Below are 26,139 nucleotides of genomic sequence, written 5' to 3'. Positions count from 1 at the left end.
GCATCCCGAAGGGCGCCATCCACAACGGCGGCCGGATCGCCTTCGGCCCGGACCGCATGCTGTACGCGGGCACGGGTGAGACGGGGGACGACGGCCGCGCGCAGGACAAGGAGTCCCTGGCCGGCAAGATCCTGCGGATGACCCCGGACGGTGAGCCGCTGCACGGCAATCCGGAGGCCGACTCCGTGGTGTATTCGTACGGTCACCGCAATGTGCAGGGGCTGGCCTGGGACGGTAACAAGCAACTGTGGGCGGCCGAGTTCGGCCAGGACACCTGGGACGAGCTGAACCGGATCGTGCCGGGCGGGAACTACGGCTGGCCCGAGGTCGAGGGCAAGGCGGGTAAGGCCGGATTCATCGACCCCGTGGCACAGTGGAAGACGTCGGAGGCGTCCCCGAGCGGCATCGCCTTCGTCAAGGGCTCGATCTGGATGGCCGGTCTGCGGGGTGAGCGGCTCTGGCGGATCCCGCTGTCCGGTACGGCGGACAAGGAACCTCTGGCGGCACCCCAGTCGTTCCTGGAGGGAAAGTACGGCCGTCTGCGCACCGTGCTGGCGGCGGGCGGAAACAAGCTCTGGCTCGTGACGAGCGAGACGGACTCACGTGGCACCCCGAAGCCGGGGGACGACAAGATCCTGGTGGTCGAGGTGCGGTAGGACTTCTCGGCCGAGAGGTCCTGGCGGCCACACGTGGCGGAAGGGTGCGCGGCCCGTGTTCAACTTCTTCGAGGAACTCTTCGCACCCGGTCGTAAGCACACCGCCGAGGAGCAGAAGCGGCTGGAGCTGACCCGGGTGGATCTCGGCGTCGGCGACCCCGCGCGCGGCCCCATCGACCTGACCTCGGGCAAGGTCGTGGTCCGCCGCCGTGACGAGGACGGCGACGGGGACCCCGGCGAGCCGGACGGGACCGGCGACGGCGACGAGCCGGATGAGGGCGGCGGATCGGGCGGCGACGGGGCAGGTGCGGACGGTGACGGGGGCGGCGGATCGGGCGGCGACGGTGATGGGGGCGACGGGGCCTGACCCGGCTCGCCCCGCCCGCCCGGACGAGCGGCCCTACTCCTTCGGCATTCGGTACAGCCGCAGCCGGTGGGCGAGCGCGGCGGCCTCGCCGCGGCCCGTGACGCCGAGCTTGGCGAGGATGTTGGAGACGTGCACGCTCGCGGTCTTGGGCGAGATGTAGAGCTCCTCGGCGATTTTGCGGTTGGTGTGCCCCGCGGCCACGAGCCGGTGCACCTCCTGCTCGCGCGGGGTCAGCCCGAAGGACTGCACGGCAGCCGCCGCCGCGGCCCTGAGCTGTTCCTCCGAGCGGTCCCGGCCGCCCTGCTCGTCACCGTGGTCCGGGACGGTGACAGCCACCGGGATGTCCTCGTCCGGGCCGGGAAGGGCCTCCTGGCCGGGACCGGTGAGGGTGATGCGGGCGCGGCCGGCCAGCAGCTCGATGGTCTCGGCCAGCGGGCGCGCCCCGAGCCGTCGGGCGGTGCTGTGGGCGTCGCGCAGCAGCGCGGTGGCCGCCGTGCGGTCGCCCGAGGCGATGAGGAGGGCTTCCGCCCACCGATGGCGGATCTGGGCCAGTTCGTAGGGGCGGTGCAGGGGTGCGAAGGCCTCGGCGGCGCGGGACCAGTGGTCCGGGGTGTCGAGGCCTTCGGCCCGGGCCAGTTCGGCGTCGATCAGGACACCGTGGGCCGCCCATACGGGGATGAGTGCCGGCAGCCGCTTGAGGTGGCTGCGGACGAGCGCGAGGATGCCCGGCCGGCCCGGTTCCGTGGCGGGCAGGCCCCGGGCGTCGGCCTCCGCCGCCGCGACGACGTGCAGCAGCGGGAAGGCGTACCGCTGGGTGCCGGGCGGGAAACCCTGCTCCGCCTGGGCTTCGAAGGCGGCCCGCGCCTCGGGCAGCCTCCCCTGTTGCACGGCGATGACGACGGTGTGGCGGACCATGTTGATGAAGTGCTGCGGCTGAGGATCGCTGGAACCGAAACACCTTCGGGCCAGGGCCAGTTGCTGTTCGGCATCGGCGAGTTCACCGCGCGCCAGGGCGACTTCGGTACGGCGGGCCGCGACGAGTCCCTGGGACTTCCGGGACAGCGCGGTGCGGGAGGCCGCCTCGGTCGTGGCCAGCGCCTCGTCCCAGCGGCCCAGGGAGAACAGCGACATCGCCTGGTTGGTGCGGGCCCAGGACTCCATGTCCGCGACACCGTGGCTGTGGCAGACCTCGATGCCGTGGTCCGCCTCGGCCACCGCTTCCAGCGACCGGCCCATGGATTCGAGGGTGGAGGGAAGGTTGATCGCCGCCCGGCCCATGACGCCGACGAGGCAGAGCTCCTCGGCCCGGTCACGGGCGGCGTACAGCTCGGCGATGCCCTCGTCGACGGCCCCGGCGTCGGCGTTCAGCCAGGCGCGGGTCAGCCGCGCGTGCAGCTCGATGGACTCGTCGCCGACCAGCCGGGCGTACTCCACGGCCCGGTCGGCTGCCGCGAGCGTCCCGGCGCCGGGCCGGTGCAGGGCGCCCCAGCCGGCCACACTCGTCAGGACGTCCGCGTGCACGGCCGACGGGGGCAGGCCGCGGACGAGCTCCTCCGCCGTGGCCAGTTCGTCCCAGCCGTCGCCCCGGGTGAGGTCCTGGACCAGGCGGGAGCGCTGGACCCAGAACCAGGCGGCGCGCAGGGCGTCGTCCTCGCTCTCCAGGACGCGCAGGGCCTTCTTGCAGAGGGTGAGCGCCCGTTCGCGTTCACCGCCGAAGCGGGCGGCGACGGTGGCTTCGGCCAGCAGGTCGAGATGGCTCAGCGGGGCGGACCCGTCGTGGCTGCCGCAGGCCGGATAGACCTCGGCGTAGTCGATGGGCCGCAGGGTGGCGCGTATCGTGTCGGGGACGTCGTCCCACAGCTCCATCGCCCGCTCCAGCAGCCGCAGTTGCTCGGCGTAGGCGTTACGGCGGCGGGCTTCGACCGAGGCCTTCAGGACGGCGGGCAGGGCCTTGGCCGGATCGTGCGCCCCGTACCAGTAGCTGGCCAGGCGCGTGGCTCGCTCGCCGTCTCGGACCAGGGTGGGGTCGGCCTCCAGTGCCTGGGCGTAGCGCCGGTTGAGCCGGGAGCGTTCGCCGGGGAGGAGGTCGTCGCTGACGGCTTCGCGGACCAGGGAGTGCCGGAAGCGGTAGCCGTTGCCCTCCGGGGTGGTGAGCAGCAGATTGGCGCCGACGGCTCCGCGGAGGGCCTCGATCAGCTCGTCCTCGGTGAGGCCGGCGACGGCGGCCAGCAGTTCGTACTCGACCGCCGAGCCGCCTTCGGCGACGATGCGGGCGATCCTCTGGGCGTCGTCGGACAGGGCCTCGACGCGGACGAGGAGGAGGTCGCGCAGGGAGCCGGGCAGCCCGGCGGCCCCGTCACCGCACTCCATGCTGCAGGCGAGCTCCTCGACGAAGAAGGCGTTTCCGTCGGAACGCTCGAAGATCTCGTCCACCAGGGCGGGTTCGGGGGAGCCCGCGAGGATGCCGGTGAGCTGGCGGCGGACCTCGGCCCGGCTGAACCGCGCGAGCTCGATGCGGCGCACGGTGCGCAGCCGGTCCAGCTCGGCCAGCAGGGGGCGCAGCGGATGGCGGCGGTGGATGTCGTCGGCGCGGTAGGTGCCGATCACGACGAGGCGGCCGCTGCGCAGCGTACGGAAGAGGTAGGCGAGCAGATGCCGGGTGGAGGAGTCGGCCCAGTGCAGGTCCTCCAGGACGAGCACGACGGTGCGGTCCGCGGAGATGCGCTCCAGCAGTCTGGCGGTGAGCTCGAAGAGGCGGGCGGTGCCGTGTTCGTCGGCCGCCTCCCGGCCGGCTTCGCCGAGTTCCGGAAGGAGCCGGGCCAGTTCGCCCTCCTGGCCCGCGCAGGCCTCGGCCATCTCCTCGGGCAGGATGCGGTTCAGGGCGCGCAGGGCGGTGGAGAACGGGGCGTACGGCAGGCCGTCTGCTCCGATCTCGACGCAGCCGCCGACCCCGACGACGGCCCCGCGGCGGACCGCCACCGCGAGGAACTCCTCGACCAGACGGGTCTTGCCGACGCCCGCCTCGCCGCCGACGAGGAGGGCCTGCGGCTCGCCGCCGCCACCGCCGGACGGGGCGGTGCCGGCGGCGGTGGCGCGGGCGAGTGCGTCGGTGAGCGCGGTGAGTTCACCTGTGCGGCCGACGAACACGGGACTGACTGACCTGGTCTCCACGCCGCCGAGCATCGCACACGGGTCCGACAGCGCGGAGCCGGGAAGCCGGACCGTCACGGTCGCCCGCCCTCAAGCGGCGTGCGCGAACCGCTCCCGGTCCGTGCCCGCACTCACCGTCCTCTCGCGTTCCTGGCGCGCGGAACCGCGGGCCGCCGCCTTACGGGCGCGGCGGGCCTCCCGGACGAGCCGCTCGTCGGCGGCACGGCGGACGAATTCGGCTGCCCGGATCTTGTGGAGTTCCAGCTCGTACATGTGATTCCCCCTGGGGACGGGCCCGTTGGGCCTCGGTGGCGGCAGTGCTTCTGCCGTGCCACCACTGTCGTCCCCCAGGGGGTGGTGCCGCATCGGGCGAGTTCCGCATCTGTGGCGCCCGGGGGCCTTAGGGAGGGGCTTACGCCACCGCACGGGCCGGCCCGGGGTACTCACCGATGCCTTAGACCGCGCCACGGGCCGGCGTACGGGCCCCGACGGCCTAGCCGGCCGCGGCCGGCGCGGTCGGCAGCGCGACGATGAGGTCGAAGTACATGCACACGGCGATCAGCACGCCCAGCACACCCAGGGCGATGCCGCCCTTGGCGACCGCGCGGATCCAGCCCGGCTGCGGGTGTGCGGACGGGGCACCGAACGCCGGGCGGACCAGGACGTAGACGCCGACGAGCAGCGCGAGCAGGCCGAAGAGGCCGTTGACCAGCGCGGTGGCGTGCCATGCGTCGCCGTAGATCTCGGAGATCTGCTGCGAGGCCGTGGCGCCGGACGAGGTCTTGAACTGCCCGATCAGCGTCTCGCGCTCGGCGGCGACCCGGCCGCTCCAGGCGCCGCTGAGGGAGACGATGGCGAGCCCGACGGAGACGACGGCCGCTGCGGCGGTGCCGAGGCCCGCGGACTCCTTGTGCGACTCGTCGTCGTCCAGGTCGACGTCGAGGTCCGGGTCGAGGGCGTCGTCGTGACCTTCCCGGTCGAGGTCCTGCTCCGCGTCGGCGCCGGACTCCGGGCCCGCCTTGTCGAGCCGCGTCGTCGTCCCCTCGGTCGCGGCGGCGTCGGTGGCGGCCTTCTCCGTGGTGTTCCCGGCGGTCGTCTTCCCGGCGGTGCTCGCCTCGCCGTCGCCCTCGGCGACGGGGTCGGTGGGAGTGGTGGTGGTCGTGGGGGTCGTGGAGTTCATCTGCCGCACGCTAGGCGGAGCAGATGAGAACCCTCTTAACGGCCCGTTCGCGCCGGACCACGGCTCAGGCACCGCACCGCACCGCACCGCACCGCACCGGTCAGTGAACGCGCTGTGCGGCCGTTGTGACCTCGTCGCTCCCGGACTCGCCCGCGTACGCCGCCGGGATCCTCGCTCGCGGGGTTCCGCAGTCGGGCGGTTCGATGCTGATGCGCGGCAGCCGCCGGTCCAGCCAGCCGGGCAGCCACCAGTTCGCTCCACCCAGCAGGTGCATGAGGGCGGGGACCAGCAGCGTACGCAGGACGAACGCGTCCAGGGCCACGGCCGCGGCGAGCGCGATGCCGAACATCGCGATGACCCGGTCGCCACTGAGCACGAAGGCGAGAAAGACCGAGATCATGATCACGGCGGCCGAGTTGATCACCCGGCTGGTCTCGGCCAGGCCGACCCTGACCGCCCGCCGGTTGTCACCGGTCTCCAGCCATTCCTCGTACATCCGGCCGACCAGGAAGACCTGGTAGTCCATGGAGAGGCCGAAGAGCACGGACACCATGATCACCGGAAGGAACGGCTCGATGGGGCCCGCGCTGCCCAGACCCAGCAGCTCGCTCCCCCAGCCCCACTGGAAGATCGCGACGACGACACCGAACGAGGAGGCCACCGCCGCCACGTTCATCGCCGCGGCCTTCAGCGGGATGCCGACCGACCTGAAGGCGATCAGCAGGAGCAGACAGCCGAGTCCCACGACGACGCCGATGAAGAGCGGGAGCTTGCCGATGATGATCTGCGCGAAGTCGTCGTAGCTGGCCGTCACGCCGCCCACATGGGTCTGGAGCGAGGTGTTCTCGGACGCCTTCGGCAGGACGTCCGTCCGCAGCCGCTCGACGAGCTCGCTGGTCTGCCGGGACTGGGGTTCCGAGTCCGGGACGACGGTGACGTAGGCGGTGTCGCCGCTGGAGTTGTACGTCACCGGGTAGGCCCAGGCCACCCCGTCGGTGGCGCGCAGCGTCGCCGGCAGGGCGCTCATCGCGAGCCGGTCGTCGGCACCGTCCAGATGCGCGGCGACGGTCAGGGGGCCGTTGACACCGGGGCCGAAGCCGTCGGCGAGCAGGTCGTACGCCTGCCGGGTGGTCGAGGACCGGGCGTTGTTGCCCTGGTCGGCACTGCCCAGGTGGAGCGAGAAGGTGGGGAGCGCGAGGACCAGCATCACGACGGCGGCGAGAGCGCCGAGCAGTTTGGGGTGCCGTTCCACGAAGGCGGACCAGCGGGCGGCGAAACCGGTGGCCGGATCCGGCTGCGGACCGTGCTCGGCCAGCCGCCGGCGCTCGCGCCGGTTCAGCGCACGCATGCCGATGAGGGACAGCAGAGCGGGCAGCAGGGTCACCGAGGCGATCACGGTCAGGACGACGGTGAGCGACGCGGCGATGGCGACCCCGTTGAGGAAGCTCAGCCGCAGGATCAGCATCCCCAGGAGCGCGATGCAGACGGTGGCCCCGGCGAAGACGACGGCCCGCCCCGTCGTCGCGACCGCGTTCTGCGCCGCCTCGGGGACGGACATGCCGCGCCGTAGCCCTCTGCGGTGCCGGGTCACGATGAAGAGCGCGTAGTCGATCCCGACGCCGAGTCCGATGAGCATGCCCAGCATGGGGGCGAAGTCGGCGACCGTCATCACGTGTCCGAGGAGCACGATGCCCGCGTACGCCGTGCCGACCGAGACGAGGGCGGTGGCGATGGGCAGCATGCTCGCGGCGAGCGAACCGAAGGCGAGGAAGAGCACGACGGCGGCGACGACGACCCCGACGGCCTCGCTGAGGTGCGCGCCCGGTGCTTCGGTGAGGGCTATGGCCGAGCCGCCCAGTTCGACCTGGAGGTGGTCGCCCGCGGCGGCCTTGGCGGTATCGACGACGGCCCTGGCCTGCCCGGCCGGTACGTCGTCCGCCTGCCGGTCGAAGGTGACGGTGGCGTAGGCGGTGTGTCCGTCGGCACTGATCTGCCCGGATCCGGGGTCCGTGTACGGCCCGGTGACGGCGCCGACGCCGGGCAGCCGTTCGACGGCGTTCAGGGTGGCGGTCATCTTCTGGGTCACGTCGGCGGCCCGCACGGTGGAGTCATCGGTGTGCCAGACGATGGTGTCGGTGTCACCGCCGAGATCCGTGAAGCCGTCCTTCAGCAGCTCGGCCGCGCGTCCCGACTCGGTGCCCGGGGCCTCGTAGTCGTTGGAGTAGGCGGAACCCGCGAACCCCGCTGCGGCCGCCGTGCCGCCGAGGGCGAGCAGCCAGATGAGCACGGCGAGGAGGCGGTGCGTGACGCACCAGCGGGCGATGGCAGCCAAGGGACGTACTCCCTGCGGGTTCGTGGTCTCCACGGAGGTTCGGCAGAACCGTCCGTGTGAGAACGCATGACCTTGAGAACCGTCACTCTGGCAGCCAACTGTGATCGTTTGTCCGTTTCGTGGCCTTACTCACAGGGATCAGGTCCACATATGAGCGACATGAGCACCGCCGTACGGCGGAGGCGCGCACGCGGCCCCGCCGGCGGGAAGGCAGCGGCGGACGGGAGCCCGTCCTCTGCCTCCGTTGACCGGGAAAGCACCGACCCGGCTATCTTATGACTCGTCAATTACCGTCCCTGGGGGGATAGTTTGAACAGCGCGACGCACCACATCGGACCGGATGCGACTCCGGACAGATACCGTCTGCTCAATTCCATCGGCCGGGGCGGCGAGGCCGTCCTCTACCGCGCGGAGATAGAGCTCGACGGGGCCCCCGAGACCGTCGTCGTGAAGGTCCTGGACTCGAAGACCACGATCACCATCGAGCAGTTCCAGCGCCTCAGCGCGAAGTGGCAGGAGCAGGCGGAGCTGCTGCGGTTCGTGAACCGGCCCGGTGTCGTCGGTGTGCGCGAGCACTTCGAGGGCCCGCCGATCCATGGCGCCGGGGACGCCTCGACCGCTGCCGGGCGGGCCCTGGTCCTGGTCATGAACCATGTGGACGGCCTCGACCTGCGGGACTGGCGCGCCGAGCGGACCCTCGCCGGCCACGCCGAGCGCCGGGAGGTGCTGCGGACGCTGGAACAGCTCGCGGACGTGCTGGACTGGCTGCACTCGGGCCGGGCGACGCCGTCCGGGCGCACCGTCGTCCACGGCGACCTCTCCCCCGGCAACGTCATGGTCGACGGGCACGGCCAGGCCACGCTCGTCGACTTCGGGCTGAGCAAGCTGACCGCGGACCATCAGACGGCGGAGGTCTGGTTCACGCCCGGGTACGCCGCGCCCGAGGTCTTCGAGGGCAAACGGACGCCGAACACCGACCGGTACGCCTTCGGCGCGATCGCCTACTTCCTGCTCAGCGGCCAGGCCCCGCCCAGCACCCCCGAGCAGCTGCGCGCCGCCCTGCGGGCACTCCCCCAGGTGGCGGCCGCGACGCCGGAGCGCTGTGAGCGCATCCTCTCCGTCTGCGCGGCGGAACCGGACGGGCGGCCGGAGAGCCTGTCCGCGTGGGTGAAGGACGTGCGCTCGGCCGTGGTGTCGACCACGGTCACGGGGTCATCGGTGCGACCCGCGCCACCCGCGGAGTCCCTCCGGGACACACCGCCGGCGGCCGTCCCCGCCGCCGTGCCGCCGCCGCCGCTGCTCCCGCCGGGAAACCCCGCAGGACCGGGAAGCCCCGCAGCGCCGGGAAGCCCCGCAGGACCGGGAGGTCCCGCACGGTCAGGAATCCCCGCAGGACCGGGAAGCCCCGTGGCCCCGCCCGGAAGGCCGGACGCCCAGCCCGCCTTCCCGCCGCCGGTCACCGCCTCCTCCGATCCGGGAGTTCCGCTGCCGACGACGGTGAACCCCGGTCCGTCGCAGCCGGCGCCGTCCGGACCGGCGTCACCCGGCCCCGTCCCCGCGCAGTCCCTGCGCCAGGACTCGCCGTTCCCGACGAAGCAGGACGGCGCGGCGCAGGCCGTGCCCGCCCCGAAGAAGCGCCGGCCCGTCCTCGTACCGCTCCTCTCGCTGGCGCTGGTGGCCGCGCTGGCCACGATCGGTGTCCAGGCCCTTCGGGCCGGGGACGACGAGAAGGGGGACGACAAGGGGGCGAAGGCCACGCCGACCGTGACCGTCACGACCACGGAGCCGGCCGCGCAGCCCGACGGCTCGGAGACGACACCGAGCGGCTCCCCGGAAGCCTCGGACGGCACCGGCACTCCCCCGGAGGCCGCCGAGTCCGACACCAAGTCGCTCACCACCCTGGACCCCGTCGCCACCGGCCAGTACGCGGCCCTCGCCGTCGGGAACGGCACCCTGAACAGCAAGTACTACGACACGGCCCTGGTGCCGGACGGCGGTGACGCGGGGTGCAACGGGTCCGCCGAGTACAACCTGAGCCGCGAGTGGAAGACCCTGACCATGCTCGCGGGGGTCGACGACAACTCGTCGAACAAGTCCGCCCGGGTCACCATCGAGATCGACGGCGAGCCCGGTTTCACCGGTGAGGTGCTGCTGGGCAAGCCGAAGACCATCTCGGTGCCGGTCACCGGCGTGCTCCGGCTGAGCATCTCGTACGCCGACCCCGCCGACGACTGCGAGATGGGCAACCTGATCCTCGGGGCCCCGACGCTCAAGAGGTGACGCCGACGGGTCACGCACGAAGGGGCGGTGCAACCGGTGGAGAACCGGTTGCACCGCCCCTTCGGGGACGTACGGAGGACCTCAGCCCTCGACGCCGAGCTTCTCCAGGATCAGCTCGCGCACCCGGGCCGCGTCCGCCTGGCCCCGGGTGGCCTTCATGACGGCGCCGACGAGCGCACCGGCGGCCGCGACCTTGCCGCCGCGGATCTTGTCCGCGATGGCGGCGTTGCCCGCGATGGCCTCGTCCACGGCCGTGGACAGCGCGCCCTCGTCGGAGACGACCTTCAGGCCGCGCTTCTCGACGACGGTGTCGGGGTCGCCCTCGCCCGCGAGGACGCCCTCCAGGACCTGCCGGGCCAGCTTGTCGTTGAGGTCGCCGGAGGCGACGAGCTCGGCGACCCGGGCGACCTGAGCCGGGGTGACACCCAGCTCGTCGAGGGCGCGGCCGGTCTCGTTGGCGTTACGGGCGAGCTCGCCCATCCACCACTTGCGGGCCTGGTCCGCCGGAGCGCCCGCCTCGGTCGTGGCCACGATCAGATCGACCGCGCCGGCGTTGAGGATGGACTGCATGTCGTGTTCGGAGACGCCCCACTCCTCCTTGAGCCGGGCGCGGCGCAGCCGCGGCAGCTCGGGGAGCCCCTTGCGAAGCTCCTCGACCCAGTCCCGGGCCGGGGCGACCGGCACCAGGTCGGGTTCGGGGAAGTAGCGGTAGTCCTCGGCGTTGTCCTTGATGCGGCCGGCCGTGGTGGAGCCGTCCTCCTCGTGGAAGTGCCGGGTCTCCTGCACGATCGTGCCGCCCGAGTTCAGCACCGCGGCGTGGCGCTGGATCTCGAAGCGGGCGGCACGCTCGACGGAACGCAGCGAGTTCACGTTCTTCGTCTCGGAACGGGTTCCGAACGCCTCGCGGCCGTGCGGGCGCAGCGACAGGTTCACGTCGCAGCGCATCTGGCCCATCTCCATGCGGGCCTCCGAGACGCCGAGCGCCTTGATGAGCTCGCGGAGCTCGGCGACGTACGCCTTGGCGACCTCGGGGGCCCGGGCGCCCGCTCCCTCGATCGGCTTGGTGACGATCTCGATGAGCGGGATGCCCGCGCGGTTGTAGTCGAGCAGGGAGTGGGACGCGCCGTGGATGCGGCCGGTGGCACCACCGACGTGCGTCGACTTGCCGGTGTCCTCCTCCATGTGGGCGCGCTCGATCTGCACCCGGAAGATCTCCCCGTCCTCCAGCTGGACGTCCAGATAGCCGTCGAAGGCGATCGGCTCGTCGTACTGCGAGGTCTGGAAGTTCTTCGGCATGTCCGGATAGAAGTAGTTCTTCCGGGCGAAGCGGCACCACTCGGCGATCTCGCAGTTCAGCGCGAGACCGATCTTGATGGCGGACTCGACGCCGATCTCGTTCACGACCGGCAGCGCGCCGGGCAGCCCGAGGCAGACCGGGCAGGTCTGCGAGTTGGCGTCCTGCTTGAGCTCGGTGGAGCAGCCGCAGAACATCTTGGTCTTGGTGCCGAGCTCGACATGGACTTCGAGGCCCATGACGGGGTCGTACGTCGCGAGGGCGTCCTCGTACGACTCCAGGTCAATGACAGTCACTGAAACTTCCCTCTCAGCCCAGCAGGACGTCGTCGTCGCCGAGACGCTTGAGCTCGCGGTAAAGGATGGCGAGTCCGGTCACGATCGCGGCGGCGGATACGGCGGCGTCGATCAGCCGCAGTGTGTCGTTGTCCTGGCGGGCCATCTTGACCTGCTTGAACACGCTGAGCGCGCCGAAGGCGGTCGTACCCATGGATACGTACGCGCCGGTCTTGGACTTCTTGAAGTTCTTGGCCTTCTTAGCCATTGCGCTCATAGCGACGGAGCCTCCTCAAGCAGCGGGTGTCCCCACTTTTCCACGAATGCGGCCTCGACGGCGGCTCCGACCTTGTACAGCCGGTCGTCCTTCATGGCGGGGGCGATGATCTGCAGCCCGACGGGGAGACCGTCCTCCGGCGCCAGGCCGCAGGGCAGCGACATGGCGGCGTTGCCGGCCAGGTTGGTCGGAATGGTGCACAGGTCCGCGAGGTACATCGCCATCGGGTCGTCGGCGCGCTCGCCGATCGGGAAGGCGGTGGTGGGCGTCGTCGGCGAGACGATGACGTCGACCTGCTCGAAGGCCTTCTCGAAGTCCCGCGTGATCAGCGTGCGGACCTTCTGCGCCGAGCCGTAGTACGCGTCGTAGTAGCCGGAGCTCAGTGCGTACGTGCCGAGGATGATGCGGCGCTTGACCTCGTCGCCGAAGCCGGCCTCGCGGGTGAGCGCGGTGACGTCCTCGGCGGACCTCGTGCCGTCGTCGCCGACCCGCAGGCCGTATCGCATGGCGTCGAAGCGGGCGAGGTTCGAGGAGCACTCGGACGGCGCGATGAGGTAGTACGCCGAAAGGCCGAGGTCAAAGGACGGGCAGTCCAGCTCGACGATCGTGGCGCCGAGCGACTTCAGCAGCTCGACGGACTCGTTGAAGCGCTGGACGACACCGGCCTGGTAGCCCTCGCCCGAGAACTGCTTCACGACGCCGACGCGCATGCCCTGTACGGAGCCGTTGCGCGCGGCCTCGACGACCGGCGGGACCGGGGCGTCGATGGACGTCGAGTCGAGCGGGTCGTGCCCGGCGATCGCCTCGTGCAGCAGGGCCGCGTCCAGGACCGTGCGGGCGCAGGGCCCGCCCTGGTCGAGGGAGGACGAGAAGGCCACCATGCCGTAGCGGGAGACGCCGCCGTAGGTGGGCTTGACGCCGACGGTGCCGGTGACGGCGGCGGGCTGGCGGATGGAGCCGCCGGTGTCCGTGCCGATGGCGAGCGGGGCCTCGAACGACGCGAGGGCGGCCGAGGAGCCGCCTCCGGAGCCGCCGGGGATGCGCGTGAGGTCCCACGGGTTGCCGGTCGGGCCGTAGGCGCTGTTCTCGGTGGAGGACCCCATGGCGAACTCGTCCATGTTGGTCTTGCCGAGGATGACGACGTCGGCGGCCTTCAGCCGCTTGGTGACGGTCGCGTCGTACGGCGGGACCCAGCCTTCGAGGATCTTCGAGCCGACGGTGGTCGGCATGTCCTCGGTGGTGAAGATGTCCTTCAGCGCGAGCGGGACGCCGGCCAGCGGGCCCAGTTTCTCGCCGGCCGCCTTCTTGGCGTCGACGGCGCGGGCCTGCGCGAGCGCGCCCTCGCGGTCGATGTGCAGGAAGGCGTGGACCTTCTCGTCGACGGCTTCGATCCGGGCCAGGTGGGCCTCGGTGACCTCGACGGCCGTGAGCTCGCCCGAGGCGATCTTCTCGGCGATCTCGGCGGCGGTGAGCTTGATGATGGTGCTGATGTCCGTCATGACTTTTAGTCCTCCCCCAGGATCTGCGGCACCTTGAAACGCTGCTGCTCCTGGGCCGGGGCGCCGGAGAGCGCCTGCGCGGGGGTGAGCGACGGACGGACCTCGTCCGCGCGCATGACGTTGGTCAGCGGCAGCGGGTGGGAGGTCGGCGGTACGTCTTGGTCGGCGATCTCGGAGACGCGGGCGACCGCGCCGATGATGTCGTCGAGCTGACCGGCGAAGTGATCGAGCTCTTCGCCCTTCAGCTCCAGACGCGCCAGCCGGGCGAGGTGGGCGACCTCCTCGCGCGTGATGCCAGGCATGCAGCGATCCTCAGGGGTTGGTGTGTGGTTTTGGCCCAATCCTATGGGGTCGGCCGTACCGGGTACGGCCACCCGGGGAACACCCGCTCGGTGAAGCGGCCGCAGGGCGGAATCCCCCTCGGCCCGGCGCCCCATGCCGAGGCCACCACCGCACGCACTTCAAGCCCGTCCGGCGCTTGAGGACAAAGCGGCCACCGGGCACCTCCGACCACCTCACCGCAGCCACGCGGTCGTCTCCTGGGGCGGCATCGCGGCCGCCACCAGCCACCCCTGGACCGCGTCGCAGCCCAGGTCCCGCAGCCGCTCCCACGTCTCGTCGTCCTCGACACCCTCGGCGACGACCACCAGACCGAGCGAGTGGGCCAGGTCGATCGTGCAGCGGACGATCTCCGCGTCCTCGTGGTCGATGGCCAGCCGGGCCACGAACGACCGGTCGATCTTGAGCTCGCTGACCGGCAGTCTGCGCAGGTGGACCAGCGAGGAGTACCCCGTGCCGAAGTCGTCCAGGGACATCTTGACGCCGTGCCCGGTCAGCCCCGCGAGGGTGTCCGCGGCCCGCTGCGGGTCCTCCAGCAGCACGTGTTCCGTTATCTCCAGCTGCAGGGCGCCGGCCGGGACACCGTGCCGGGCCAGCCGGGCCGCGACGCCGCCCGCGAACCCCGGGGTGTGCACATCGCGCGGGGACACGTTGACGGCGACCGGGACGAACAGGCCCTGCGCCCGCCACCGGGCGACCTGGGCCAGCGCCGTCTCCAGGACGTACTCCGTGAGGTGCGGCATCAGCCCGGACGACTCCGCTATGGCGATGAACTCGTCCGGGGGCACTCTTCCCCGCTCCGGATGCACCCACCGGACCAGCGCCTCCAGACCGGCCACCTGACCGTCGAAGCGGACCTTCGGCTGGTAGTGCAGCTCCACCTCGCCCGCGTCCAGCGCGCGCCGCAGGTCGCCGAGGAGGCCGAGCCGGTCCGGGGTGTTGCTGTCCCGCTTCGACTCGTAGACCTCCACGCCCGTCCGGTCGCGCTTGGCCTGGTACATCGCCACGTCCGCCCGCCGGAGCAGGCCCTCCGCGTCCAGTGCGTGGTCGGGGTGGACGGCGACTCCGGCGCTGGCCTCCAGCACCAGCGTGAGTCCGTCGAGGTCCAGCGGGGAGGAGAGCGCGGCGACCAGATGGCGGGCGACGCGCTGGGTGCTGGTGGTGGAGTCCGTGATCGGCAGGAGCACGGCGAACTCGTCGCCCCCGAGCCTGGCCGCCTCCGCGCCCTTCGGCAGGGCGAGGCGCAGCCGGTCCGCTATCTGCAGCAGCAGCCGGTCCCCGGCGAGGTGGCCGAGGGTGTCGTTGACCGCGCGGAAGCGGTCGAGGTCGATGAGGACGAGGCCGACCCGGCTGCCGAGGCTCTCGGCCTCCTCCAGCGCCGTCCAGGTCCGCTCCAGCAGCCACTGCCGGTTCGGCAGCCCGGTCAGCGGGTCCCGCAGCTGCTCCTCCGCCCGGGCCCGGGCGATCCACAGCGTCGAGTCCAGCGCGATCAGCGGGACCGCGAAAAGGGGCAGCAGGAGAGGCATGGCGATCGCGACGACGCAGATCAACGGCGCGATACCGAGGAGCGCGACGGCGACGAGCCCCTGCCGCAGCAGCGCGGTGCGGGCCACCGTCGGCAGTCCGCCGCCCTGCGGGGACCGCGCGTACCACAGCAGGACCCGGGTGACGAGCAGATACGTGGACGCCGCCAGCAGGACCTCCGGAACGGCGTCGATACCCCAGTCGAGTGGCTGCCAGGGCGACTCGACGGTCTGCACCTCGCCGAACGCCGCCAGGACCAGCGCCGCGGCGCCCACGCCCAGGATGTCCACCGCCCCGTGCAGGAGCCCCTGCCACCAGCGGTGTCTGCGGGCCACACCGACGAGCACGACCACGACCAGGCTGACCAGGCCCGCGGGTACCCAGCCGTAGAGGAGGAGCACGGCGAGGGTGAGGGCGGCTCCGGAACCCGTGCCGCCCCACCAGCGGTCGCGGCCGAGCGCGACCAGATGACCGACGACGATCCCGGTGAGGACGGCGAGCGACCAGCCGGCCCTCCCGTCCGGGAAGAGGGCGTGTCCGCTGCTCACGGTCCGGTAGAAACCGGTCGCCAGCTGCACCGTGGCGACGGCCACGACGACGGCGCCCACTTTGGGCGTGAGGCCGGTGAAACCTTGCAGCCGCGACACCGGTGCGGCGTTCTCGGTCGGTTTCATTCCGTCCCTCTCACAGCCGGCGGTGCCGCGAGGGTGAGGGCGGCTCCGGAACCCGTGCCGCCCCACCAGCGGTCGCGGCCGAGCGCGACCAGATGACCGACGACGATCCCGGTGAGGACGGCGAGCGACCAGCCGGCCCTCCCGTCCGGGAAGAGGGCGTGTCCGCTGCTCACGGTCCGGTAGAAACCGGTCGCCAGCTGCACCGTGGCGACGGCCACGACGACGGCGCCCACTTTGGGCGTGAGGCCGGTGAAACCTTGCAGCCGCGACACCGGTGCGGCGTTCTCGGTCGGTTTCATTCCGTCCCTCTCACAGCCGGCGGTGCCGATGTCACCCGATGGTTCCGTTCCGTGCCACGGCGCCCCGTCCCCTGCGGTGAGCGGGTACCGCGGGCGCGTCTCCCAACAGTAGGCCGCCGAGGGGGTCCACGGGCAGCGGTCTACCGCTCTTGCCCGAATGCGGACCGACCACTCGTCAGCATCTGCTATGCGCCGATCGGGTGAATCCGACGGTGTGTCACCTCCTCTTCACCCTCCGGCACCGCCGGCACGCTCCCCGTACTGCTCCCTACTGCTCCTCGGCCGGAACGGCGGCCTCGCGTGCCGCGTCGGGTCCCTGGTCGAGCAGTACGGCGAAGCCGTCCTCGTCCAGCACGGGCACTTTCAGCTGCATGGCCTTGTCGTATTTCGATCCGGGGTTGTCGCCGACGACGACGAAGGAGGTCTTCTTCGAGACGGAGCCGGTGACCTTCGCTCCGCGGCTCTGCAGGGCGTCCTTCGCACCGTCCCTGGTGTGCCCGGTCAGGGTGCCGGTCACGACGACGGTGAGTCCTTCGAGCGGCCGCGGCCCCTCGTCCTCGCCGGCGCCCTCGTCCTCCATCCGGACCCCGGCCTCCCGCCACTTGCGCAGGATCTCGCGGTGCCAGTCCTCGGCGAACCACTGCTTGACCGAGGCGGCGATGATCGGCCCGACGCCGTCGGCGTCGGACAGCTCCTGCTCGGTGGCCTCCTCGATCCGGTCGATCGACCGGAACTGGCGGGCCAGCTCCTGGGCGGCGACCGGCCCGACATGACGGATGGAGAGTCCGGTGAGGATCCGGGCCAGCGGGGCCTCCTTCGCCGCGGCGATGGCGTCCAGCATGGCGACGGCGTTCTTCTTCGGTTCGCCCTGCTGGTTGGCGAAGACCGTCGCGATCTTCTCCTCGCCGGTCTTCGGGTCCCGCTTGGGCAGCCCGCTGTCCATGTCGAGGACATAGGCACGGATGGGCAGCAGTTGCTCGACGGTCAGTCCGAAGAGATCGCCCTCGTCCCGCAGCGGCGGGTCGGCCGGTTCCAGCGGCTGGGTCAGGGCCGCGGCGGCGACGTACCCGAAATGGTCGATGTCCAGGCACTTGCGGCCCGCCAGATAGGCGACCCGCTCCCGAAGCTGCGCCGGGCAGGAGCGGGCGTTGGGGCAGCGGACGTCGATGTCGGCCTCCTTCATCGGCCGCAGCTCCGTCCCGCACTCGGGGCAGTGCGTGGGCATGACGAAGGCCCGCTCGGTGCCGTCCCGGAGGTCGACGACGGGGCCGAGGATCTCCGGGATCACGTCGCCGGCCTTGCGGAGCACGACGGTGTCGCCGATCAGGACGCCCTTCGCGCGCACCACGTTCTGGTTGTGCAGGGTGGCGAACTCGACCTCGGAGCCCGCCACCTCGACCGGTTCGACCTGGGCGTACGGAGTGACGCGACCGGTGCGGCCGACGCCGACGCGAATGTTGACGAGCTTGGTGTTGACCTCCTCCGGCGCGTACTTCCAGGCGATCGCCCAGCGCGGGGCGCGGGAGGTCGAGCCGAGGCGGCCCTGGAGCGGGATCTCGTCGAGCTTGACGACGACTCCGTCGATCTCGTGCTCCACGGAGTGCCGGTGCTCGCCGAAGTACGCGATGAACTCCCGCACCCCGGCGAGGGAGTCCACCACCTTGTTGTACTTGGCGGTGGGCAGGCCCCACTCGTGGAGCAGCTCGTAGGCGTGCGAGAGGCGGTCGATGTCGAACCCCTCGCGGGCGCCGATGCCGTGGACCACCATGTGCAGCGGCCGGTTGGCGGTGACCTTGGGGTCCTTCTGGCGCAGCGAACCGGCCGCCGCGTTGCGCGGGTTGGCGAAGGGCTTGTCGTCGGCCTCCACCAGCCGGGCGTTCAGCTCCTCGAAGGCGTCCATCGGGAAGAAGACCTCGCCGCGGATCTCGACGAGCTCCGGGATCCGGTCGCCCTTCAGCCGGTGCGGGATCTCCGCGATCGTGCGGACGTTGGGCGTGATGTCCTCGCCGGTGCGGCCGTCGCCGCGGGTCGCGGCCCGGGTCAGCAGCCCGTGCTCGTAGGTGAGGTTGACCGCGAGGCCGTCGATCTTGAGCTCGCACAGGAAGTGGTAGCCGGTGGCGCCCACGTCCCGGGCGATCCGCTCGCCCCAGGCGGCCAGCTCCTCGTCGTCGAAGGCGTTGTCCAGGGACTGCATCCGCTCGCGGTGTGCGACGGAGGTGAACTGCGTCCGGTACGGCCCCGCGACCTTCTGCGTCGGCGAGTCGGGCGTGCGCAGCGGCGGGTGCTCGTCCTCCAGGGCCTCCAGCTCACGCATCAGCCGGTCGAACTCCGCGTCGCTGACGACCGGCTGGTCGTTCACGTAATAGCGGAAGCGGTGCTCCTCGACCTGCTCGGCCAGAAGCGCGTGCCGCTCCCGTGCCTCCGTCGGCACCGCCGTCTCCTGTTCGCCTGGCAGTGACGTCTGCTGTTCGCCGGCCATCGTCCCGTCCTCCCGTTACCAGTACCCCGTTACTCAGGGTTGTCTGCGAGCGATTTCGCGGCCCGGGCGCAGTGGGCGAGCGCGGCACGGGCGTACGCGGGCGAGGCACCCGCGAGGCCGCACGAGGGAGTGATGGCCACGGACTCGGTCAGAGTCCCCGGATTCAGCCCCAGCCTGCGCCACAGCGTCCTGACACCCATGACGCTACCGCCCGGGTCCGACAATCCGCCCGAAGCCGGGTCGGTGCCCGGCACCACCCCGAGGAACAGCTGGGTCCCGCCCTCGACCGCTTCCCCGATCGCCTCCTCCTCACGCTCGGTGAGCAGGGAGAAGTCGAACGAGATTCCGTCGGTCCCGGCCCGGCGCAGCAGGGCGAACGGCACGTCGGGCGCGCAGGTGTGCACGACCGTGGCGGCGTCGCCGGCCACTGCGAGCACCTCGCGCAGGGTGTCCTCCACGACCTGGCGGTCCACGGCCCGGTAGGTGCGGTAGCCGCTCGCCGTCCGGATCCGCCCGAGCAGGACCCCGGTCAGCGAGGGTTCGTCGAGCTGGAGGATCACGCGCGCACCGGGCATCCGGCGCCGCACCTCGGCAAGGTGGTCGCGCAGCCCCTCCGCGAGCGAGCCCGCCAGGTCGCGGCAGGCTCCGGGGTCGCCGAGGACGGCCTCGCCGCTGCGGCGTTCCAGTGCGGCGGCCAGCGTCCACGGCCCGACGGCCTGCACCTTGAGCGGGCCCTCGTACCCCTGGGTGAACTCCTCCAGGGCGTCGAGGTCCTCACCGAGCCAGGACCGGGCCCGGCGGGTGTCGCGCCCCGGCCGGTCGCTGATGCGCCAGCCGCTGGGCTCGACGTGTCCGTACATCTCGACCAGCAGGCCGATGGTCCGCCCGATCATGTCCGCGCCGGGGCCGCGCGCGGGCAGTTCCGCCAGATACGGCACGCCCTGGCCGTCCCCGAAGGAGCCGGTGACGGTCTTGGCCGCCTCCCGTGCGTCGCCTCCGGGCATCGAACCGATTCCGGTGGCCGGGCACCCGCTGAACTTGCTCTTCTCGCTCACGCGGGAAGCCTACGGCGGTGCGCGGCCCGGGCCGTCAGCGGCCGGGGCGCACCCGCGCCGTCGGCGGCCGGTCCCCCTGCGGGCCGCCCGTCATCGGCCGCACCCCCGATCGTCAGCGGCCCCGATCGTCAGCGGCCGGGGCGCACCGTGAGGTCGTTGACCTCGGCGTCGCGGGGCAGGTCGAGCGCCATCAGGATCGTGGTGGCGACGGACTCGGGGTCGATCCAGCGCGAGGCGTCGTACTCCTTGCCCTCCTGCTGGTGGACCTTGGCCTGCATGGGGCTGGCCGTACGGCCCGGGTACACGGACGTCACCCGCACCCCGTTCGCGTGCTCCTCGTGCCGCAGCGAGTCGGCGAGCGCCTTCAGCCCGTGCTTGCTGGCGGCGTACGCGCTCCACTCGGGGCTCGCGGAGAGCCCGGCACCGGAGTTGACGAAGAGGACATGGCCCTGGGCGACCCGTAGCTGGGGCAGCAGGAGGCGGGTCAGTTCGGCCGGGGCGATCAGGTTGGCGTTGAGCTGGAAGTGCCAGGCCTTGGGGGTGAGCTCGCCGACGCGGCCGAGTTCGACGACGCCCGCGATGTGCAGCAGCGAGTCGAGCCGCTCCGGCATCGGCTGCTGGCCGAAGGCCCAGGAGAGCCGGTCGGGGTTGGACAGGTCGCCGACGAGTGTGCGGGCGCCGGGGTGGAGCGCGGCCAGTTCCTTGGCGCGGCCCGCGTCTCGGGCCAGCAGGACGAGCTCGTCGCCGCGCTCGGTGAGACGGCGGGCGACGGCTGCGCCGATGCCGGAACCGGCACCGGTGATGAGGTGAGTGGACATGCGCCCATCGTCGCACCCGGTGTCTCACCGCCCGCACGTCACTGCAGGCCGGCCCACTCCTCCAGGTAGGCCAGGGCGCCGACCCCGTCCTTCGCGAAGAACACCAGGTCGGTCAGCGGGAGCGGGAGGAAGCCCTCGTCCTCCATGCGCTGGAACTGCTGGCGCAGACCGTCGTAGAACCCCGCCGTGTTGAGCAGCACGACGGGCTTGGTGGTCCTGCCGTGCTTCTTGAGCTCCAGGATCTCGGTGGCCTCGTCGAGTGTGCCGGTGCCGCCCACCATGATCACGACCGCGTCGGACTTCTCCAGGAGCAGCGCCTTGCGCTCGGCGAGGTCCCGGGCGATCACCATCTCGTCCGCGTTGGTCCGCGCCTTCGCGGCCAGGAAGTCCACCGACACCCCGACGAGCTTCCCGCCCGTCTCCTGCACACCGTCCGCGACGACCTTCATCAGCCCGCTCTCCGAGCCACCCCAGACCAGGGTGTGACCGCCGCGGCCGATCAGCTCGGCGAACTCACGGGCGGGCACGGTGTAGCGGTCGTCGAGGTCGGCGGCGGAGAGGAAAACGCAGATCTTCATGCCTGCCACACTAGATCCCGCCACTGACGGTGCCCGATCCGGGGAAGAATCCGGCGGGCGGCGGGGCTGAACAGAGACATGACTGCCACCCGAGGACACCGCATCACCGTCGAGCCCGGCACCGCGCATGTGCGCGTGGTCCGGGACGGAGTGCTGCTCGCCGAGAGCCGGCGCCCGCTCGTACTGCGCGAGACGGGCTGCCCGGTCCGTTACTACCTGCCGCCCGAGGACGTCCGTACCGAACTGCTGACGCCGTCGGAGACCCGGACCCACTGTCCGTTCAAGGGAGATGCCGCCTACTGGTCGCGCCCGGAGGCGGCCGACCTCGTCTGGGCGTACCCGGAGCCGAAGCCCGAAGTGGCCTCGATCAAGGACCACTTCTGCTTCTACGACACCGAGACGGTCACCGCCTGAGAACCGGCACGGCCCCAACACCCCTGCTGAGCTGCGGAGAAGAGAAAGTTCAGAAAGTTTTCGCGGAGAACGATGAGTTTCCGCACGCCCCGCAGTCCACCTCCACATGGACAAGACTCTCTCGCGCGACGGCACCCTGATCGCCTACCGGCGCCGGGGCGAAGGCCCGCCGTTGATCCTGGTGGGCGGGGCGCTGCGCACCGCGGAGACCGAGGCCCCGCTGGCCCGGCTCCTCGCGCCGCGCTTCGAGGTCGTCACGTACGACCGGCGTGGCCGGGGCGCCAGCGGCGACGGGTCGCCCTACGCGGTGGAGCGCGAGATCGAGGATCTGGCGGCGCTCGCGGAGACGGTGGGCGGACGGCCCTCGGTGTTCGGCGTCGGGGCCGGCGGCGCGCTGGCCCTGGAAGCGCTGGCGGCCGGGCTCCCGGCCGCCCGGCTCGCGGTCTACGAGCCGCCGTACACCCCAGGCGCCGAAGGCCTTCTTTTCAAGGCCGGCTGCACGGCCCGGCTGCACCGCCTGCTGTCCGCCGGCGACCGGGGCGGGGCGGTGGAGCTGTTCCTGGCCATGACGGGGGTCGCGGCCGACACGATCGCCAGGATGCGGCGGGCGCCGCTGTGGCGGACCCTGGAGTCCGTGGCACACACACTCGCCTACGACGACGCGGTGCTGGGCGACGGCGCGGTCCCGGCCGAGCGGTTCGCCTCGGTGACGGCGCGGACCCTGGTGGTCTGCGGCGGCTTCAGCCCGGCCACCGCGAGGGCGTCGACCCGGCTGCTGGCCGACGCCCTGCCGCGGGGCCGGCACCGCACCCTGACGGGCCAGATGCGGGAACTGGCACCGCAGGCCGTCGCGCCGGTGCTGGCGGAGTTCTTCACGCGGGACGTGTACGTGCGCCAGGCGTCCTGAGACGCCCGGGCGGGCCGGGGGGCCAAGCACCCCGCGCGGCCACGCCCGTACAGGGGTCGGGCGTTGCCGCGCGGGGCCGAAGCGGCATCCACGGTCACGGGGTCACCGGACCGCCCCACGCCAGAGCTCGGGCTCAGAGGCGCCGAACAGCCCGTCACCGAAGACGCCCCGTACTCCCGCCCGCGGCTGCGACGAGACGCTCGGCGTCAGGGGCGGCGCAGGGCGGTGGGCTGGGCGGTCGGGCGCATCGCGGCGTCCGTGCCGCCGTCGACGTAGAGCACGGCACCCGTGGTGAAGCGTGCCTCGGGGCGCAGGAACTGCTCCACCCAGAAACCGATGTCCTCCGGCTCGCCGAAGATCCCCAACGGCATGGGGGTCGGGAAGGAGTCCGGGTCGAAGTCCTTGCCGGTCCCCGTGGAGCCCTTCATCAGGGGCGTGAGGACGGCACCCGGCGCGATGGCGTTGAGGAGAATGCCGTTGCGGCCCCACTCGGGGGTGACAGCCGTGCGGCGTACCCAGTGCGCGAGGGCCAGCTTCGACGTGGCGTAGGCGGAAATGCTGGGGCTCGTCTCCGCGAACCTCGGAGGCAGGGCGCTCTGCGCGGCTGCGGCGTGTTCGCGGGCGGCGTCCTCGTCACCGTCGAGCATCAGCTGCACCAGGGTGTCATCGATCATCGGAACGGTGCTGGCCGAGTTCGAGCTGATCACCACGGTCCGCGGGGCGTCCGAGCGCTCCAGCGCACCGCGCAGCCCGTTCAGCAGCGCCACGGGGCCGAAGTAGTTGATGGACACCACGGCGGCCGCGTCCCGCATGTTCGGTCCGACGCCGGCGACTGCCGCCACCCCGTCCAGGACACCACCACTCAGTTCGAGGATCTCGTCCACTGCCGTCTGCCGGCCCGCCGAGGTGCCGAGGTCGGCGACGACCTCGGCGGAGCGGAGGTCCACGCCGATCACTCGGTGGCCGGCCGCGCGCAGCCGTTCGGCGCTCGCGGCTCCCATTCCCGACGCGGATCCGGTGACGACGATGGTGCCCATGGCGGTGCTCCTCTGTGCGGTGCGTCCGCGACCTTTGCGAACCTTCAGGTTCAAACATAACTCAATCAGTGATTGGAAGGTATTGCCATCGCCTGTGCTGCAATGTGCGTATGAGCCAGCAACCCGACTCCTCGACCCGCGAGCGACTCCTGACCGCGGCGAAGAAGCTCTTCCTGGAGAAGACTCCCGACCAGGTGTCCGTCCGCGCCGTCAACGCGGAGGCAGGCCTCAATCCCGGAGCGGTGCACTACCACTTCGGTTCCAGGGAAGGCCTGATCGCCGCACTCCTCGAGGAGGAGCTGCGGCCTCTGTGGACCGATCGCATGGCGCAGCTGCTGCACGGCGTGACCGCCGCGCCCTCGGTGCGCGAGCTGGTGGCCGCTCTCGTCGAGCCGTTCGCGGAACTGGTGAGCACCGGGGACGGACGCATGCTCTGCCACTTGCTCGCCCGGGCCGCCCTGCCGACGGGGCAGCTCCCCAACGTCTCCGCGCAGTTCCTGCCGGCCCCGTTCGAGGTCATGCTCGGCCGCGCGCTGCCGGCACTGCCGGTCCACGAGGTCGCGGAGCGCTACGGGCTCGCGGTCAGCCTCATCCTGGAGACGTACGGGCGGCCGCTGTCCGGGCCGCCCCGGGCAGCGGCCCCGTTCCCCCGCGCGGCCACCGTCATCGCCTTCGTGACCGCCGGGCTGACCGCGCCCCCCGCCGAGTCACCGTCCGGTGCCGCCCGGACGCCGTAGAACCGGCCCATGGCAGCGCGGTCCGCGCGTGGTGGCCGGGCCCTTGCGCCGGCACGCGGGCCAGGGCCGGGCCACCGGACCGCGCGCTCGGTCAGTTGGCGGGCGCCGCCGCCGTCTCCCGGCGCACCGTCGTCGCGATCGTGGCCGAGCCGACCACACGCGTCCCGTCGTACAGCACGACCGCCTGGCCGGGGGCCACGCCCCGGACCGGCTCGGTGAAGGTGACGTGGAGCGTCCCGTCGAGCAGCTCGGCGCTCACCTCGGTCTCGCCGCCGTGGGCGCGGAGCTGGGCGGTGTACGTGCCGGGGCCGGACGGCGGGGTTCCGCACCAGCGGGGCTTGATCGCCGTCAGGGCGGTCACGTCGAGGGCCTCGACGGGGCCGACCGTGACCGTGTTGTTCACGGGGGAGATGTCCAGGACGTAGCGCGGCTTGCCGTCGGCGGCCGGGTGGCCGATGCGCAGGCCCTTGCGCTGGCCGATGGTGAATCCGAAGGCGCCCTCGTGGGTGCCGAGCTTCGTACCGGACTCGTCGAGGATGTCGCCCTCGGCCTTGCCGCCGAGGCGGTCCGCCAGGAAGCCCTGGGTGTCGCCGTCGGCGATGAAGCAGATGTCGTGGCTGTCGGGCTTCTTGGCGACCGCGAGGCCCCGGCGCTCGGCCTCGGCGCGGATCTCGTCCTTGGTGGTGAGGGTGTCGCCGAGCGGGAACATCGCGTGGGCGAGCTGGCGCTCGTCGAGGACGCCGAGGACGTAGCTCTGGTCCTTGGCCATGTCGGAGGCGCGGTGCAGCTCGCGGCTGCCGTCGTCGGCGAGGACGACGGTGGCGTAGTGGCCGGTGCAGACCGCGRCGAYGCCGAGGGCCAGGGCCTTGTCGAGCAGGGCCGCGAACTTGATCTTCTCGTTGCAGCGCAGGCATGGGTTGGGGGTGCGCCCGGCCTCGTACTCGGCGACGAAGTCCTCCACGACGTCCTCGCGGAAGCGTTCCGCGAGGTCCCAGACGTAGAAGGGGATGCCGATGACGTCCGCGGCACGGCGGGCGTCACGGGAGTCCTCGATCGTGCAACAGCCTCGGGCTCCGGTCCGGAAGGACTGCGGATTGGCCGAGAGCGCGAGGTGCACGCCGGTCACGTCGTGGCCCGCCTCGGCGGCGCGGGCCGCCGCGACGGCGGAGTCGACACCGCCCGACATGGCGGCGAGCACACGGAGGGGGCGCTGGGAAGTCTGAGTCATAGCTCCACCAGGGTACGGGTCCCCGGGAACCGAAAGCTCGCGGATAAGCGTTGTCGATCACATGGGGACCAAGGGGACGGCGGGCGCCAAGGGCCCCGCGGGATCGGGAACGGGCAGCGGCGTCAGCCGGCGCGCGGTGCTGATCGGCGGTGTCGTCACGGCGGCGGGTACGGCGGCGCTGGCGCGGGACCAACTGAAGAGGGCCTGGTGGCGGCTGCCGGGAGTGGAGAAGCCGCGCAAGCCGGGTGAGGTGGACTACGCGCGGGCCACGTGGACGGCCGCCTCCGAGGAGAACTGGCGGCGGGCGGACCGGCCCGACGACTACGACATCGACCGCGTGGTCATCCACATCACACAGGGCAGCTTCAGCAGCGCGGTCCGGGTCTTCCAGGACCCGTCACACGGCGCCGCGGCGCACTACGTGGTGCGCAAGGACGGTCATGTGACGCAGATGATCCGCGAGCTGGACGTGGCGTTCCACGCGGGCAACCGCGACTACAACGAACGCAGCGTGGGCATCGAGCACGAGGGCTTCGTGGACCGCCCGCAGGGCTTCACCGCGGCGATGTACGGGGCATCCGCCCGCCTCACCGCTGCGATATGCGCGAGGTACGACATCCCGGTGGACCGCGAGCACATCATCGGCCATGTGGAGGTCCCGGGGACCGACCACACGGACCCGGGGAAGCACTGGGACTGGGACCGGTACATGAAGCTGGTCCGGGCGGCGAAGGCCTGAG

23 protein-coding genes are annotated in these 26,139 nt (G+C 71.9%); 7 read left to right on the top strand and 16 right to left on the bottom strand.

Annotation, left to right across the window (positions count from 1 at the left end):
- Both EAO72_RS34465 and EAO72_RS34460 read left to right on the top strand, forming a co-directional pair.
- The coding region (locus EAO72_RS34465) for a PQQ-dependent sugar dehydrogenase (protein WP_148022204.1) at positions 1-656 on the top strand (656 nt) is incomplete at its 5' end.
- Positions 657-711: 55 nt separating this feature from the next.
- Complete coding sequence (locus tag EAO72_RS34460; RefSeq protein WP_148020967.1) at positions 712-1,023, top strand: DUF6191 domain-containing protein; 312 nt, start codon at positions 712-714, stop codon at positions 1,021-1,023.
- Positions 1,024-1,056: 33 nt separating this feature from the next.
- On the opposite strand, the gene EAO72_RS34455 is transcribed toward EAO72_RS34460, so the two are convergent.
- The 4 genes from EAO72_RS34455 to EAO72_RS34440 all read right to left on the bottom strand — a co-directional run bounded on the left by EAO72_RS34455 (position 1,057) and on the right by EAO72_RS34440 (position 7,685).
- Positions 1,057-4,206, bottom strand: a complete 3,150-nt coding sequence (locus EAO72_RS34455) for a helix-turn-helix transcriptional regulator (RefSeq protein WP_187285413.1) — start codon at positions 4,204-4,206, stop codon at positions 1,057-1,059.
- 57 nt (positions 4,207-4,263) lie between these two features.
- Positions 4,264-4,446 carry a hypothetical protein gene (locus EAO72_RS34450; RefSeq protein ID WP_148020966.1) on the bottom strand — a complete coding sequence of 61 codons (183 nt, stop codon included), beginning with the start codon at positions 4,444-4,446 and terminating at the stop codon, positions 4,264-4,266.
- A 220-nt stretch (positions 4,447-4,666) separates the two neighbouring features.
- Complete coding sequence (locus EAO72_RS34445) at positions 4,667-5,353, bottom strand: hypothetical protein (RefSeq protein WP_148020965.1); 687 nt, start codon at positions 5,351-5,353, stop codon at positions 4,667-4,669.
- Positions 5,354-5,453: 100 nt separating this feature from the next.
- Positions 5,454-7,685 (bottom strand): MMPL family transporter, encoded by a 2,232-nt coding sequence (locus tag EAO72_RS34440; RefSeq protein ID WP_148020964.1) that lies wholly within the window; start codon positions 7,683-7,685, stop codon positions 5,454-5,456.
- 309 nt (positions 7,686-7,994) lie between these two features.
- Here EAO72_RS34440 and EAO72_RS34435 point away from each other — a divergent pair, with 309 nt between their 5' ends.
- Positions 7,995-9,965 (top strand): protein kinase domain-containing protein, encoded by a 1,971-nt coding sequence (locus tag EAO72_RS34435; protein ID WP_148020963.1) that lies wholly within the window; start codon positions 7,995-7,997, stop codon positions 9,963-9,965.
- Between the two features lie 81 nt (positions 9,966-10,046).
- On the opposite strand, the gene gatB is transcribed toward EAO72_RS34435, so the two are convergent.
- From gatB to EAO72_RS34385, 10 genes are all read right to left on the bottom strand, one after another.
- Entirely contained in the window at positions 10,047-11,555 is a 1,509-nt protein-coding gene (gatB, locus tag EAO72_RS34430; protein WP_148020962.1) for an Asp-tRNA(Asn)/Glu-tRNA(Gln) amidotransferase subunit GatB, read from the bottom strand.
- 13 nt (positions 11,556-11,568) lie between these two features.
- Positions 11,569-11,811 carry a hypothetical protein gene (locus tag EAO72_RS34425; protein WP_148020961.1) on the bottom strand — a complete coding sequence of 81 codons (243 nt, stop codon included), beginning with the start codon at positions 11,809-11,811 and terminating at the stop codon, positions 11,569-11,571.
- On the bottom strand, positions 11,808-13,310 hold the full coding sequence (gatA, locus tag EAO72_RS34420) for an Asp-tRNA(Asn)/Glu-tRNA(Gln) amidotransferase subunit GatA (protein WP_148020960.1): 1,503 nt from the start codon (positions 13,308-13,310) through the stop codon (positions 11,808-11,810). The genes EAO72_RS34425 and gatA overlap by 4 nt, the downstream gene beginning before the upstream one ends.
- Positions 13,311-13,315: 5 nt before the next feature.
- Positions 13,316-13,612 carry an Asp-tRNA(Asn)/Glu-tRNA(Gln) amidotransferase subunit GatC gene (gene gatC, locus EAO72_RS34415; RefSeq protein ID WP_148020959.1) on the bottom strand — a complete coding sequence of 99 codons (297 nt, stop codon included), beginning with the start codon at positions 13,610-13,612 and terminating at the stop codon, positions 13,316-13,318.
- A 213-nt stretch (positions 13,613-13,825) separates the two neighbouring features.
- A complete protein-coding gene (locus EAO72_RS34410) occupies positions 13,826-15,847 on the bottom strand; it encodes a putative bifunctional diguanylate cyclase/phosphodiesterase (protein WP_148020958.1) in 2,022 nt (673 codons plus the stop codon).
- Positions 15,844-16,146, bottom strand: a complete 303-nt coding sequence (locus EAO72_RS34405; RefSeq protein ID WP_148020957.1) for a hypothetical protein — start codon at positions 16,144-16,146, stop codon at positions 15,844-15,846. Before EAO72_RS34405 ends, EAO72_RS34410 begins: the two co-directional genes overlap by 4 nt.
- A 268-nt stretch (positions 16,147-16,414) precedes the next feature.
- Positions 16,415-18,625, bottom strand: a complete 2,211-nt coding sequence (gene ligA, locus EAO72_RS34400; protein ID WP_148020956.1) for an NAD-dependent DNA ligase LigA — start codon at positions 18,623-18,625, stop codon at positions 16,415-16,417.
- Positions 18,626-18,654: 29 nt separating this feature from the next.
- Complete coding sequence (locus EAO72_RS34395; protein ID WP_148020955.1) at positions 18,655-19,680, bottom strand: methionine synthase; 1,026 nt, start codon at positions 19,678-19,680, stop codon at positions 18,655-18,657.
- 128 nt (positions 19,681-19,808) lie between these two features.
- Positions 19,809-20,498 carry an SDR family oxidoreductase gene (locus EAO72_RS34390; protein WP_148020954.1) on the bottom strand — a complete coding sequence of 230 codons (690 nt, stop codon included), beginning with the start codon at positions 20,496-20,498 and terminating at the stop codon, positions 19,809-19,811.
- 38 nt (positions 20,499-20,536) lie between these two features.
- Entirely contained in the window at positions 20,537-21,076 is a 540-nt protein-coding gene (locus EAO72_RS34385) for an LOG family protein (RefSeq protein WP_148020953.1), read from the bottom strand.
- 78 nt (positions 21,077-21,154) lie between these two features.
- On the opposite strand from EAO72_RS34385, the gene EAO72_RS34380 reads away from it, so the two are divergent.
- Positions 21,155-21,490 (top strand): DUF427 domain-containing protein, encoded by a 336-nt coding sequence (locus tag EAO72_RS34380; RefSeq protein WP_148020952.1) that lies wholly within the window; start codon positions 21,155-21,157, stop codon positions 21,488-21,490.
- Positions 21,491-21,596: 106 nt separating this feature from the next.
- A complete protein-coding gene (locus EAO72_RS34375) occupies positions 21,597-22,397 on the top strand; it encodes an alpha/beta fold hydrolase (RefSeq protein WP_148020951.1) in 801 nt (266 codons plus the stop codon).
- Between the two features lie 206 nt (positions 22,398-22,603).
- Here the strand turns inward: EAO72_RS34375 and EAO72_RS34370 are convergent, their stop codons facing one another.
- Positions 22,604-23,434 carry an SDR family oxidoreductase gene (locus EAO72_RS34370; protein WP_148020950.1) on the bottom strand — a complete coding sequence of 277 codons (831 nt, stop codon included), beginning with the start codon at positions 23,432-23,434 and terminating at the stop codon, positions 22,604-22,606.
- 110 nt (positions 23,435-23,544) lie between these two features.
- Here EAO72_RS34370 and EAO72_RS34365 point away from each other — a divergent pair, with 110 nt between their 5' ends.
- The gene (locus tag EAO72_RS34365; protein ID WP_148020949.1) at positions 23,545-24,171 is read left to right on the top strand and encodes a TetR/AcrR family transcriptional regulator; all 627 of its coding nucleotides are present in this window, start codon (positions 23,545-23,547) and stop codon (positions 24,169-24,171) included.
- Between the two features lie 91 nt (positions 24,172-24,262).
- Here EAO72_RS34365 and mnmA read toward each other — a convergent pair whose 3' ends face one another.
- Positions 24,263-25,399, bottom strand: coding sequence for a tRNA 2-thiouridine(34) synthase MnmA (gene mnmA / locus EAO72_RS34360; protein WP_148020948.1), 1,137 nt, complete (start codon positions 25,397-25,399; stop codon positions 24,263-24,265).
- Between the two features lie 61 nt (positions 25,400-25,460).
- Here mnmA and EAO72_RS34355 point away from each other — a divergent pair, with 61 nt between their 5' ends.
- Complete coding sequence (locus tag EAO72_RS34355; protein ID WP_148020947.1) at positions 25,461-26,138, top strand: N-acetylmuramoyl-L-alanine amidase; 678 nt, start codon at positions 25,461-25,463, stop codon at positions 26,136-26,138.
- Position 26,139: the final 1 nt, after the last annotated feature.

The organism is Streptomyces sp. OR43, assembly GCF_008042275.1.
Lineage (GTDB): Bacteria > Actinomycetota > Actinomycetes > Streptomycetales > Streptomycetaceae > Streptomyces.
This window is presented reverse-complemented; position numbering and strand designations above follow the sequence as displayed.